The 14025-nt window shown below is 46.8% G+C and carries 10 protein-coding genes; 2 read left to right on the forward strand and 8 right to left on the reverse strand.

The genetic code is table 11. The features are described from left to right. Window positions 1-24 precede the first annotated feature (24 nt). Together GJS45_RS02650 and GJS45_RS02655 are read left to right on the forward strand one after the other, a co-directional pair. A complete protein-coding gene (locus GJS45_RS02650; protein WP_162339880.1) occupies window positions 25-1275 on the forward strand; it encodes an MFS transporter in 1251 nt (416 codons plus the stop codon). Between the two features lie 30 nt (window positions 1276-1305). Beyond that, complete coding sequence (locus GJS45_RS02655; protein WP_162339881.1) at window positions 1306-2103, forward strand: hypothetical protein; 798 nt, start codon at window positions 1306-1308, stop codon at window positions 2101-2103. A 19-nt stretch (window positions 2104-2122) separates the two neighbouring features. On the opposite strand, the gene GJS45_RS02660 is transcribed toward GJS45_RS02655, so the two are convergent. The 8 genes from GJS45_RS02660 to GJS45_RS02695 form a co-directional block, all read right to left on the reverse strand. Further along, complete coding sequence (locus GJS45_RS02660; RefSeq protein WP_235954557.1) at window positions 2123-3193, reverse strand: glycoside hydrolase family 113; 1071 nt, start codon at window positions 3191-3193, stop codon at window positions 2123-2125. A 2-nt stretch (window positions 3194-3195) separates the two neighbouring features. Continuing rightward, on the reverse strand, window positions 3196-4659 hold the full coding sequence (locus GJS45_RS02665) for a BCCT family transporter (RefSeq protein ID WP_162339882.1): 1464 nt from the start codon (window positions 4657-4659) through the stop codon (window positions 3196-3198). A 314-nt stretch (window positions 4660-4973) separates the two neighbouring features. Then, entirely contained in the window at window positions 4974-6407 is a 1434-nt protein-coding gene (locus GJS45_RS02670) for a BNR-4 repeat-containing protein (RefSeq protein WP_162339883.1), read from the reverse strand. Window positions 6408-6492: 85 nt separating this feature from the next. Continuing rightward, entirely contained in the window at window positions 6493-6873 is a 381-nt protein-coding gene (locus tag GJS45_RS02675; RefSeq protein WP_162339884.1) for a response regulator, read from the reverse strand. A 305-nt stretch (window positions 6874-7178) separates the two neighbouring features. Further along, window positions 7179-8594: an enolase C-terminal domain-like protein gene (locus GJS45_RS02680; RefSeq protein ID WP_162339885.1), complete on the reverse strand. Its 1416-nt coding sequence runs from the start codon at window positions 8592-8594 to the stop codon at window positions 7179-7181. Window positions 8595-8603: 9 nt separating this feature from the next. Further along, entirely contained in the window at window positions 8604-10982 is a 2379-nt protein-coding gene (locus tag GJS45_RS02685; protein WP_235954558.1) for a c-type cytochrome, read from the reverse strand. Beyond that, window positions 10982-12436: a sulfatase family protein gene (locus GJS45_RS02690; protein WP_162339886.1), complete on the reverse strand. Its 1455-nt coding sequence runs from the start codon at window positions 12434-12436 to the stop codon at window positions 10982-10984. The genes GJS45_RS02685 and GJS45_RS02690 overlap by 1 nt, the downstream gene beginning before the upstream one ends. Further along, on the reverse strand, window positions 12433-14022 hold the full coding sequence (locus tag GJS45_RS02695) for a sulfatase family protein (protein WP_162339887.1): 1590 nt from the start codon (window positions 14020-14022) through the stop codon (window positions 12433-12435). Before GJS45_RS02695 ends, GJS45_RS02690 begins: the two co-directional genes overlap by 4 nt. Window positions 14023-14025: the final 3 nt, after the last annotated feature.

The following is a 14025-nucleotide window of genomic DNA, read 5'->3' on the forward strand; positions in this document are numbered from 1 at the left end:
GGAACGATTGTACGGGGAATTACTATGTTGATTTTTAAGTCACTGTCTTCTAAAAATTATCGCTTTTTCTTTACCGGTCAGGCCTTTTCCAACCTGGGAAACATGATGAAACAAGTGGCAGTGGGTTGGCTAGTCTACCGGATTACCGGCTCTGCATTGCTTTTGGGGTTGGTGTCTTTTTCCAGGGAAATTGCCGCCTTTTTATTTTCCACAGTCGCTGGAGTATTGGCTGACCGGTATAACAAGCATCGCCTGCTGATGATCTGCCAATCCATCATTGCTATCAATGCTTCCGCTCTGGCTCTTTTAACCATTTTCGACCGCATTAATTTCGAGCTGTTATTAGGGTTGGAACTCCTTTTCGGAATGGTCAGCGGCCTGGAAATGCCCTCCAGGCATGCCTTTGTTAATGATTTGGTAGAAGATAAAAACAACCTGACGAGTGCCATCGCGTTAAATTCCTCTCTTTTTAATACCGCCCGGATCCTCGGTCCGGCGCTGGCCGGAATGCTGATTCCGGTTATTGGAGAGGGATATTGTTTTTTGATTTATGCGTTGGCCAGCTTTTCGGTGGTTGGCTTTTTTGCTGGCATCCGCTACCAGCCCAGTGCTAAAAAAGTGCCGAATAAAAATTTCAAAAATTCCTTCCTGGAAGGAGCCGCTTACTCCATATCCACCAAATACATTCGCTTTATCATTCTCTTTGTCGCGGGAGTGACCCTTTTGGGCGTATCGTATATGGTGGTATTGCCCGTCGTTGCGGCCGAGGTGTTTCAGGGTGATGCGGTCATTTTTGGGTATATGACAAGCGCAGTGGGCGTAGGCAGCCTGATCGGTGCCTTTTTCATGGGATCTAAAACCAATGCCCTTGGCCTGGACAAATTGATCCTTCTGGGTACCCTTGTTTTTGCCCTTGGCCTGGCAGTTTTTTCCTTTAGTACCTTACTATGGTTATCTTTGCTAGCCCTGCTGACCACGGGTCTGGGAAGAGTGATCATATTCACCGGCTCCAACACCTTACTTCAAACCATTGTACCGGAGGAAAAAAGAGGTCGGGTGTTGAGCTTTTATATCATGCTCTTTATGGGTTCCTTATCCCTGGGAAGTTTCTTGATCGGTTTGGCCACAGATTGGATCGGAGCTCCGCTTACCTTATTTTGCGGAAGTATTGGGGTGTTACTAATGGCTGCCTATTACGGTAAAAGTCTTCCCCTTTTACGCAAAAGAACCTATAGAGCGATAAAAAAATCGGCATTACTTTGGGAACGAAATTGACACGATCCTTATCATTAAACGCCTGTTAACATGAAACCATTACCATTACTGCTGCTAAATACCGTTAGTTTTGTTATCGTACTGTTGTTCAATTACCTGGGAGGAGCCGGAGATTATTTCGGTAATTCGGTCGGGGAAATCAGTTCCTATTACCAGACCCTGCTGACGCCTTCCGGCTACGCGTTTTCTATTTGGGGTTTAATTTACCTGGGATGGCTGGGCTTTCTAGGCTTCCAGTGGTACGGCTATTTGTCAGATAGCGATTCAAGCTCCCTTCTTCCGGCAGGGATTTGGTTTTTCATTGCCAACCTGAGCAATGTGCTTTGGATTTTGGCCTGGACCTCCGGGTACCTTTGGCTTTCCCTGCTTATCATCGGCTGTCTGTTATTTTCTTTAATGCGCCTGGTGATCAAGCTTGATCTTGAATTAGGAGATGCTCCCTTACGCACCGTTTTCTGGATTTGGTGGCCTATTACTATATACAGCGGATGGGTGATTTTGGCTACCGTCCTGAATGCCTCCATTGCTTTAAAAAGCCTTGAATTTTTGGCTAGCCCGGATGGAGAAGTGGTCTGGGCGGCAATCGTATTGTTAATCGCCACAGGCATTTACGTATTGCTTACCCTTTATAGAAATATGCGGGAAGCCGCCCTGGTCGGCACCTGGGGGTTTGCTGCCATTGCTGTCAATCAGTGGGAACAGTCTGCCTTCATCGGCCTGTTAGCAGCTATTTTAGCCGGGGTATTGCTGGTAACGGCTGGTATCCACGGATACCTTAACCGAAAAACGGCTCCACTGGTAAAAATTCAGAAAGGTGAATGGAAGTGATTGGTATTCAAAGGATTCGTTACCTATTTTCTTTTCCTTGGGTTCCATTTCCTAAGAAAAAAGTCTTCATCACCCCCTGAGCCAATTTATTTTGGGGGGTAAAGTCAGGAACCCGCTCTCGCGACTTTGGGTACCATTTCCAGAAATACACGCCTTGAAACCAGGGTTTGTCCCATACCGCCTCAAAAAAGGCCTGGTAGCATCGTGCCTGCATTTCCTGGGAGATGGGGACTTCTTTGCGCTGATTGGGCCATAACCAGGGTTCCTGTGCAGCATCGTGCGTATCGCAATACCCCAATTCGGTAAACAAAATCGGTTTTTGAAATTCCCGGCTGACCTTTTCCAGGGTTGGTACTACATTTTGCCAACCCTTGTTCAACCGAGTCAAGCCTGGTTCTGCTCCCATAGCCAGCGGGAAATAGGCCTGAACCCCGATGTAATCCAAGTCATCCCAAAAGGCCACCTTTTCGTATTCGGTAAAGTTAGCCGCATAGGTCAGTTTTCCCGAATATACTTCCCTTACGGCTTTGATGATCCCCCTCCAGTCGGCTTCCCGATGACTGGTTTTTTCCAGCTCTGTCCCTACGCAAAGCAGCGGCATACCATTTTCTTCGGCAAAATGGGCATAATACAAGATAAAGGCTTTATAATTCCGAAACCAGGTTTGCCAGTCGGCTTCACTCTTCATTGAAATTTCACCAGGCCAGGAACCGCGCACCCAGAGATGAGGCTTTAGCATGCTACTCAGGCCCAGAGCCCTTGCCGAATCGAGGGTTGCCTTTAAGCCATTCAAACTTTCTCCCCACCACATTTTGTCCGTGTGGGCCTCCCAACGCAATTCCGGATCCTGTACCTGTGATTGCCAACCAAAGGGGGTCTGAGAAATATGACTGGCCCCGATAGCTGTCAAGGCCAGCAATTCTCCACCTTCAAGAGGATTGGGACTGGCCACCCAACAAACACCCCGGTGTTTTACGCCATCCAGCGAAGCCAATGTTTCAGCATTTTTGGAAGCAGAGCATGCCAACGACCACATCACCAGGAAGGTCAGGTTAAGCGTATGATTACCAATTCGTTTCTTGCAGCTCATGACTATCTCCTACTATATAATGAATAAAGAAAAGACCCGATCATCAGCAGGTAAATCCAACTAAAAGGCAAAGCCATTACTATTAATAATTGACTTATTGATTCCAGCAATCGTTCCTTTCCGATAAAAAGCGTGGCAACGGTGAAAAGGACCAATATCAATCCCCATACGAGCAAGTTTCGTTTTTGTGGGTCCCTGTTACCATTATCGGCAAACATGCCCAAGACATAAATCGCCGAATCGATGGAAGTAATCAAAAAGGTGAAAACCAAGAGCAAGGACAATGGTTTAAGCAAGCTTCCCAAAGGAAGTTTGTCAAAAAAAACAAATATGGATCCGTACAGGGAATCAAACTGTCCCTGATAGGATTCCGGGCTTCCGATAAGCACAAAGGCTTCTGTTCCGAATACCGCAAACCATATGAACGTTCCAAGGGTTGGAACCAATAATACGCCTAAGATAAATTCCCGAAAGCTTCTTCCCTGCGAAATTCTTGCGATAAACACGCCTGTAAAAGGAGCCCATGATAGCCAGAACGCCCAATAAAAGAAGGTCCAATCCATCAAAAAGGTATCCGGTACTTCCATCTTACCCATGTTCAGACTCATCGGAAAAAAATCGTACATATAAGCAACCAGTGCCTGTATAAAATTACCTGCCATTTGTCCGGTATTTCCGGCTAACAAGGTGACTAAAACTAAAAACAAGGCGGTGGCGATGTTAAAACGAGATACGTTTCGTATCCCTTTACTTAGTCCGGAAAAGGCTGAAATCGTGGCCAGGGACCCCAGAAAAAGAACGACATAGGCATTATTGGAATAACTCATTTCTACTTGCATAAAGAGCTGACTAAAGCCAGCCAGTAGCTGCCGACTTCCCAGCCCAACCGCCCCAACCACTCCAAATAAGGTGCTGAGAATGGTGATCACGTCTATCGGAACGATCAGCCAGGACCGCTGGTATCGCTCATTCAAAATGGAAGAACTAAGCATCTTACGGGACCGGCCGTATACCAGGTAGCCAATGATCAATCCAAACATCCCATAAAACGCCCAAGGTGTCAGGCCCCAATGAAAAAAGGTATACTCCAAAGCAAAGATATCGGCCGCCCAGTTCGAACTCCGCGGAGGCTGGGTATAATAGAAAGTGGGCTCCTGCACGGCCCGCAGCATCAGCCCTGCTCCCATGCCGGTACTGTAAAGCATGGCTACCCAAGAAAACCAACCATAGGTTACCGGACCCTCTCCCAAGGTCTTTTTTCCCCAGGGAGAAAGGGCGATGCCCAACAGTACCAGGACCATAAATAGCCCCAGATACAAATAGAAGTTTCCGAAATAGTACAGCGTTAAGGAAGAGAAATCTTCAAGCCAATCCTTTAACCCAGTGGGAAATTGAAAAGCGACCACCAGAAAGAGCAGGCAGGTCAAAACAGTGGCCAGAAAAGTTGGTTGCGCTTTTAGTGTCACGGTAGTAAACTATTATTTCGCTGAATATACCAATCTATTACTTCCTTAGCTGTTATTTGGTTGTTTTTTTTTCTGATAAATCTTAATTTTCAGGATCAATGGAAAATCCAAGCTTTTCCAGCCCCCTGTTCACTTCTGGTGCCTGCATAAACAATTTCCATCCCAACCCGCTGCGGTGATTTTCAATCATCGCAACGAAACCATCGAGAATAAATGCCTCAATTCGATCGACACTTTCGTCACTTAGTTCTAAATGTGCCGTTTCTAAAAGCTTAGCCCTAAATAACCCAAATAGATAAAAGGAAAGCCTTCAGTTACCGGGAAAACCACCTGCTAAACAAATTATTTTTCCACCTCTTGGGCTTTACCCAATCTTCTTCCATTTCATACGGGAGTTTCCACACATTGCCATCGCTATCTCCAAAATACAGTCGGCTTTGACTGAATTCATTCGGGTCACCATCTGCCCAGAAATAATAGAAAGGATCCGAACCATTCACGACTCTGCGGATGTAGTTATGGTTTCGTTTACTCCCCTTTGTCAACTGCCGACTCATTTCCCAGGTTTTACCCTGGTCATTACTTTTCCATAGCTGCACTTCTCCACCAGCACCCCAAGCTTGCGGACGATTGGCCGTCGGGCCTATTACCGTCCATTCATTTTCTTCGACCCAGAGGCTCCCCATATCGTAATTTTGATCCGACTGAGTAATCAGGTGGTCTTGCCAACTGTTACCATCCCAATGCACCACATGCCAGGATCTGGGACCGTTTTCCGGGCCGGGCTGATGTCCGATTCCTTCCACATACAAACCAATTGGATTCCCATCCGCATCGAAATTCACATCCTTCAGATATACATTTCGTTTTTGACTAAAGTATTCCCTCACCAACCCCGAAGAGGTTAAATTTAAGACCGGAATTTCCACTTCATTCCCCTCACTATCGGTCCATGTTTGTCCAAAATCAGTGGTTTGGAAATAATACAAATTGGTTCGTAAATCCACATTTCCATTGGGATGCCAATTGCAAAAAAAACCGATTTTATTTCCTTGCTGCCCGGACACCTGATAATGACCGCTGTTCGGGTCTCCGTTACGTTTGATAGCTACTACCTTTTGATCAGGGCTCCATTCCAAGCCATCGGGACTTGTTTCCATGTATAACTCCCGAACGCCGGTGTATTTGGTGAACAAATTCAAAAAACCCTTCCCCGGTATAAATTTCGGTTGTGGGTAGGTCATTTCCTCCTCACTAATCAAGTCAAAGGAATCGACACGGTAGGGTTCGCTGCTCCGGTATTTATACCCCATCCTTCTTCTACCCCTACCACTTACAAAAACCCAGATATACCCTTGCTCATCAATGGCCAGGCTGGGGTTGTCATGAGGGTCATCCACTCCCTCTTTATCATGGACCACTACTGGCTTCGACACCATCCCTGTTTCATGATCAAAAACCCCTATCATGCACAACAAATGCTTTTCTTCCGGAGATCGGGTTCCCCCATAGACAAAAAAGGTTCGGTTGACTTCCGGGGCATGGATGGCCAGGGGGACGTGTTTGGCGGTATAGGTTCCCAGACCACCTGAATACTTGTCTCCAAAATCGGAAAACTGCCCCAAGGTAAACCAGATGCCCTTATATCCATCGGCGGTGGGAAATTTCTCTTGGGCAAACAAATCCTGCCCAAAAGAACAAAAAATAAGAAATAAGCTGGAAAGGATAAATTGACGCGATCGTTTCATACGTATTACTCTGATGAAACAACAATAATAGGAAAATATTCGCGCTAAAAATAAATCAGAGCCCGAAACCCGAACAATTAAAGGCTCAAAGGTTAAATTTTTCTTTGAGTTGAATAAAATCCTGAATACTAAAGGGCTTTACCCAGAAATCTACAATTTTCCGGTAACTTTCTGCATGCTTTTTATCAGCCGCTTCTATGGATGAGGTAATGATAATTACTTTCAGGTCTTTGGGAACATTCATTTCATTAAGGGTGTCCAGTACATCCCAACCGGATAAACCTGGCATATTTATATCCAGAAACATCAAATACGGTTCTTCTGAGGAACCATTTTTAGCTAAAAACTGCAGCGCATCCTCCCCGTTATTAAATGAATCAACCTGATGGGTAATCCCTGCTTTTTCCATCAGCTTTTTTTGCAATAAAATGACGATAGGGTCATCGTCTACCAATAATATTTTCACCTGATACCAATTAATGTTGTCAATTTAAATCCAAAAAAACAATCAAGTCCAATCGGGATTGAAACAAACAGACTTGAAAAATGGTATTTTTTTAACATGCATATTTGTATATATAAAATACATTTTTTCAAATGTAAACTAAGTGAAAGAAATTAAAAAATATTGATTGGTTTTTTTCGTAAAATTTTCCGGATTTCGAATATTGTTCTAAAAAATATAGGTTCGGTTATAAATAAATTAAAAGTCGTTCCATTAATAATTTATTAACGATAGGTTACCATTGACCAGAGCTGTTGCCTTTTCGATTAGCTTTCAACGAAACTTTCATAATGAGGGCTATTGGCGAGAATACCGCCACTTTTTTGATAAAATTCCTCACCGGTGGGATAAACCCCCTCCCGGGTATGGACCCAGGCTGCCTCAGACATGGGGTGGTAACTTAGCATTTCATCCCAGTTTTTGTAATATTGGTGGCCATTCGTTTCCTGCAATCCAATATTCATATCCGGAAAAGGGGCTAACCGCGCAGCCACGTTTTTATTCCAGTCTACCAAAATGGGATTTACCGTTAAGTCTGCACAAAAACAGGGTACCTTTCGTTCGTAAGCCGCCTGCGCTATTTTCATGGTCATGCTCATGGTTTTAGCAATGGCCTTCACGGCTATTGCACCGTATCCTTGCTCTATCCGAGTCAATGCATCCTCTACCGTGTGGGCGCTCTCATCAGCTGCAATGCGGACCCCCAGGTCCCCGACAAAGGTTTCATTGGCTTCACCAAACGGTTCCTCAATGACCGCAATCTGATCGAAAGCTCCGATTTTTTTGGCATGGTCCAGAAACCGCTCCAGGGTTTCCTTTTTCTCATACCGCTCGTTCACATCAAAATAGTACGGGATTTTCCCATTTTTGGTATAGGAAGTCTCCCGATTTCCCAGGGTCTTGTGAACTGCTGTCAAAAATTCTATGTCCTTTTCCAGCATTTCCCTCTGGGTACCCGGAGAGCCCGTTTTCAATTTCATAATGAAATGACCTTTGTCCGCGGCATCCTTTATGTCATTAATCGATGCCCCCACGCTGAACGAAGGAATACTGGCCACTTTATCGTGCTTATGAGAAAGTCCCGGACGGTAGGCCTCCGGTATCATCTCATCAAAGGTCTGCAAGCCATTCTCCTCTCCGAATAACAACCAGGCGGCATTGTCTACAGGTACCAGGGCATTTAAGGCAAAGGTCTTTTTAAGATCCGGGTTTCCGGTAATTTTTATGCCATAGGCATAAACTTCCGGCAAAATATCTTCCAACAGGGTTACCGGATCGACAAAGTGAGTACCTTTAATGATTTGCAAGGCTCTTTCTGTCATGGCATACATCAGGGCATTACCGGCTGTAGTGGAATGGGATTGAAACACCGCCTTATCGGACCATAAAGTGCCCTGTGTGCCGATACCAATTTTATGCCTGCCACTTTCGGCTTTCATCAAGGCCACCGTTTGCCAGGCTTCCGTAATGGCACTTCCTTTAAACCGATAAGGAAATAAGGGTTCCCTTTCAAAATTAGAATCGGTATGTGTGATTTTGATTTTTTTATTCATGTTTGGTTTGATTGATGCACCGGCAAACCCGGTATGGGGAAAGCCACCCATGCTTCCCAGGGCCATGACGGCCCCTGACCGTTGTAAAAAAGTCCTGCGACTCCACTCATTTTTTGCGTTATTTTCCATGGTACCGGTTTAGTTTGGAATGTTGTTAAGCGTATACCAGGCCTCTGAAGACCACAGCGAACTACCCGTTTGACTTTTCAAATCCTCGGATAATTTAAAATAGATAACGTGCTTTTCAAGCAATCCCGGGATGGTTACAAGAAGCCTTTTCCCATCTCCGGATAGTTGCATGGATTCGGGAGTTAGCTGCGTTAAATCCAACTTGGGACCACCGTAGGAAGCCGTGGGCTCGTACCGCCACTGCTGAATTTCCAGCAAGGCCGGATCCAGTACCTCTGCTGCTATTGGCTCGGTGAATTCTATTTCAAACCCATCCGGTTTTGCACGGATAGCCAACATTTCAAAGGTGCTGTTGCCGTTGTACATTATTTTTTCCAGGCCATATTGGTTTCCTTTCCAGCTCCAGCCACCTACCATTCCGACTTCTCCCACGTACAAGGCACCATCCGGTCCCCAAACCAGTCGATTGACCCCTGCTGTAAAGCCCTGGGAAAACCGGAATACGGCACCTTGGTAGGCACCGTTTACTTTTTCCAAAAAATCTCGCTTGATTCCCCCATTGGTTACATCTCCATGTAATAGCTGTCCCTGATAGGGCCCGTCTTTCATTAGAATTGGCTCAGAAGGAGAGTTCCCGATTTCTTTGTCCGGCAGCCAAATGGCAGGAGGAACCATGGCAGGAGGGTCCAACTCTTGCTCCGCCGAAAGCCCCCAGGCCATGCCATTATACGCTCCTTTTTGAACATGTATCAGTTTGTTTGCCGGTAGCCACTGCCCCTGATTATCGGTCACAAATAACTCCTCATCCATACCCAAACCGATTCCATTGGGGGTTCTCAATCCATAATCCACCCATTCATAATGACCGTCCCGATCGATCTTCAGGGTTCTGCCGCGGTCCGGGAGCTGCCGCTCGTTAGCCATCAGCCGCATGGCCATGGACAAGGTGATGTAAAAGTGATCTTCTTTATAAACCAGGCCAAAGGCAAACTCATGGAAATCATCCCGTACACCCCATTCGTCACAGACTACCCGGTACTCATCGATCACATCATCACCGTCGTGATCGATTAACTGAGTTAACTCATGCTTTTGTAACACAAACAATTCTCCATCCACCACCTCCAAACCCAGGGGTTCTGCCAGGCCAGCCGCAATGCGCTTTACCGATACCGGAGCCCTGTCGCCTTCCAGGATATTTTCAACCAAATACAGGCCTCCTATGGAATCCCAGGTACTGACCAATAGCCTTCCGTCTGGCAAAAAGTCCAGCCCGCCGACCCTTGGCTGAAAAGATTCAGTATGTAAGGTCGTCAGATCGTAACTCGGATGCACTCCTTCCAATGCTGCACCATGGCCGGGCTTCGGAGATGGAGATGCCGTTTCAATTTCGGTAGCTGGCTTCTTTACATTTGCCTGACTTTCCCTGGTAAGGGTCGACTCCTTCGGTTTGTGGGTAAAAATGTAATCCAGCATGGTTTTGATCTCGGCCGTAGACAAATCCGGATGCGGATTCATGGGCGTATCTCCCCATACCCCGGTTCCCCCCTCTTTTATTTTTCCGGTCAACAAAGAGTAGCTTTCCTGATTTTTCGGGTACCGAACGGCAATTTGCTCAAACGAAGGGCCAACGGTGGCGTGGTTTTCTTCATGACAGGTGTAGCAATCGCTATTTTCCATCCACAAAATGCCCAGGTGATCGTAACTATCCCCAATGGCAGGCGGAGATTGCTCCGGAAGTCGCTGAAAATAGTCAGTAGCCAAAAGATCTCCGGAAAGTGGCACCTGGACGTTATCATTTGCAGACCGCAGGGAAACTTCCAGTCCCGCTGGAATGTCAGAGCCAGCAAAGGAACGTTCGAAACCCGGTTGGTTCTGTACATTCCGGACAAATTCCGGACGCTCGTTTATCTCTATCCGAGTGCCGTCCTCCAAAACCAGTTCAAAGCGTATGGTGATGCGATTATCCCCCAATAAGTAGCCTTTGTACTGCGTTTCGAAGGGAAGTTCTTTTCCATTTTTGGACACCGACCATTGATTGGGCAGGGAATCCTCTCCATAATAGGAAGTCCCCCAGGAACTGGGTTGAATATTTTTCTTATTGGTGAAAACCGTTCCTTCCCGAAGGACTCCCCCCTTCCACACCTTGTAGAGCTGTCCTTTACCCAAATCATACGCGGCAAAACAGGCCGTATCCAGGGCCAGCGTCAACATTCGAGGGTGTTTATCCAATACGGAGCGAAATGCCCAGGGATCCATGGGGCGGGAGGGAATTTCTTCCGGTTCGGATTTACAGGAAATCCCCATTATCAAAACAGCTGCCATGCCGAAAAGCACTCCTTTGACGCGTTTGACAAAATCCTTTATCGCCATCCTTCGGGTAACCATTAAAAGGGTCCTTTATTCGTAGTTGTCAATGCATCCGGTCCTCCCGGCATTTGCCCACGGGTCCTTTCTATGTCCAGGGCTTTTCCAGTTTCCTTATCGTACCAATCCTCCGTCAAATCACTCGGAACCGTATCATCGGTTTCTTCACTCCATTTCTCCAGTATTACCCGCAGGTAATCCAGCATCCCTGTGCCGTCCCCTAAAGTGGCTCTGTTCAGAATCTGGTATTCATCCTCCTCAACCAGATAAAACTCTTCTGCGGGCCTTGGTGCCGCAAATACGTCTGCCTGTGCCGGATTGAGACTCCCCTCTTCTCGCACCCGTTTTAAATCCGCAAAGGCCTCTGAGGCATTCGAATCGGCAGGTCCCGGATTGCTGAATCCGGGCCGGTTGTTTTTGATATATAGGTGGTTTTTTGTGCGTACCATTCGGGAATGGGCCTCGTGGTCGTGCCAATTGTGCTCGGCGAATACAAAATTACGAAAGGGCAGCCCCGGATTCTCTAATACCGCCCTGAAACTTTTCCCCTGAAAGGAATCAGGAGGGACCAATCCGGCAAGTTCCACAATAGTAGGTGCCAGATCGATGCTGCTCAGCATGCTTTCCGAAGTGCTTCCTGCTTTGGAAATGCCCTCGGGCCATTTTACGATCAGCGGAGACTTGATCCCGGAATCAATCAAGCGTGTTTTACTTCTGGGGAATGGCCTGCCGTTATCCGATAAGACCAGGATGATGGTATTTTCCAACACCCCCTGCCGGTCCAATTCAGCTTCTACCTCTCCGATGAAGAAATCAAATCGGGAAATTTCGTCGTAGTAGCGTGCCAGATCTGTTTTGGTGAGCATTTCATCTGCGAGAAAAGGAGGCACCTGTACCGATTCCGGCGAATGGGTTCCCGAAAAAGAATTGGTCCCCCAGGGTCTGTGGGCATCCAGAGAAGCCAGCCAGAGGAAAAAAGGCTTGTCTCTGGGTCGCTCTTGCAGCAGGGGAACCCAACTAGCTTCTCCGCCATCGCCCATCGTGGGGCCTTTATCGTAAATCACATCAAAACCCCTTCGTGGAGCAGGCCCCATATGCCATTTTCCTGCCTGTCCGGTAAAATAACCAGCCTCCTTTAACAATTCGGGAAAAATAGCGATGGACTCCGGAAGCGTGGTATGCAATTCCGCCGCCCCGGTATTGTGAGGGTACCGTCCCGAGATTATGCTACACCGGCTGGGACTGCAGGAACTGGTAGTTAGATAAAAATTGGTAAAACGGAGTCCTTCCGCAGCTAAACGGTCAATGGTCGGGGTCTTCACCTGGGTATTCCCATAGGCTCCAATATCTTCATATCCAATATCGTCCGCGAGAATCATTACGATATTGGGCCGGGTATCCTGAGCCCAACCTGGGTTATTTCCTGTCAGCAATAAGACACTCAGAACAAACCAAAAACGCCTTCTTCTTTTCATTCCTTAAAATCAGTTTCATAGTCCGTATCGTTCACCCATCCGGTATTAAAGGATTCCCCCTCCATAAAGCGCGTGTAAAAATCCCGCTGGCTCTCCTGAGCATACTCATAGGAATCAAAAACGTCTCCATTCCCAACCATCCGGGGATCTTCCTGGGCTTCCAACTGCTGGAATAACTCTTCCTTTAGGTTTTCTTTAATGGCCTGGTATTCGGGATGCAGGGCCAGGTTATTTAGGCCTTCCGGGTCTTTTTGCCGGTCATAAAGCTCTTCCTGAGGCCGCTTGCCAAAGGAAAGATTCCAGAAATGGGTATTGCCGTCTACCCTTCGTTGATTTAAAATAACTGTTTTCGTAGGGCTTCCATCGGTATTAAGGTAACCGGTTTCAGGATTTCCCGCCGGCCAGCGATCTGTTTCAAAGTTGTGAATGTAGGTAAAATCCTCTGTAACAATACCCCGAATTGGATAACCCTGATCATTTGGCCTCCCAATATCGTGGCGCTCTTTCCCTATTAATACGGCATTCCGCGAAGGATCTGTTTTGCCCGCTTGATCTGTTAGAAAAATCGGTACTAAACTTTTACCAGTCATGGGAGCCATACCGGAACTGTCTGCACCTATTTTTGCCAATTCCAGAAAGGTAGGAGCAAAATCAGTGAAATTAACAAAATCATCAATGACCCTCCCGGGATTTTGAATGTTGTTGCCCCACATTATTGCCAGGGGAAGATGGTTGGAATACTCGTAGGCCTGTCCTTTGACTCGCGGAAATGGCATGCCATTGTCCGAGGTTACGACGACCACGGTATTGTCCAACTCTCCCCGTTTTTCCAGCTCCTGAAGCATGACCATCAGGTGTTGGTCAAAATATTCGACCTCATAGGCATAATCCAGCAAATCATTTCTTACCGAATCATTATCCGGCCAGAAGGCCGGAACATGGTCAATACTGTCTATGGATTTACCAGCGAGCTCCGCCCCGGAACCATAGGAATAGGCTCTATGAGGTTCAGTAGCTCCGTACCAAAAATAAAAGGGAGTCTCTTCCGGTTTTTCATCCAGAAACTGGCTGAAATTGGCTGCGTAATCTACCTTGCTTATCTGCTCTGTGGGAGGATCCAATTGGATGTCACTGTACCGGGGCCCGGTAAGCATTCTGGGTTTTCCATTCCGCTGACCGGGATTGCCGGGTGCCCAGCCCTTCCCGGTAAAACCGGTGAAATAGCCGTTTTCTCCCAATATTTCTACATGAGATGCAAATTTTTCCGGAAAAAACGGAACGTGGTTGGCGGCTTCTTCCAGCTGCCAGGAGTTCCTTCCGGTAAGAATGATCGATCGGGATGGAGAGCATTTCGCATTCGGAGTATAGGCCCGGGAAAACAGCAAGCCTTCCCTGGCCACCCGGTCAAAAGCCGGTGTCTGAATCCAGTCAATACCATAGGCTCCCATATGCGGATAGGACAAATCATCCGCTATGGCAAACAGGATATTGGGTCTACGGGAGATTTCCATTACTTTTTCCTGACAAGAAAACAGGAAACAGCAACCGAAAACATACATTAATAATAGGTTATTTTGGGCAGCCATACG

Source organism: Cyclobacterium salsum (assembly GCF_010119245.1).
Taxonomy (GTDB): domain Bacteria; phylum Bacteroidota; class Bacteroidia; order Cytophagales; family Cyclobacteriaceae; genus Cyclobacterium; species Cyclobacterium salsum.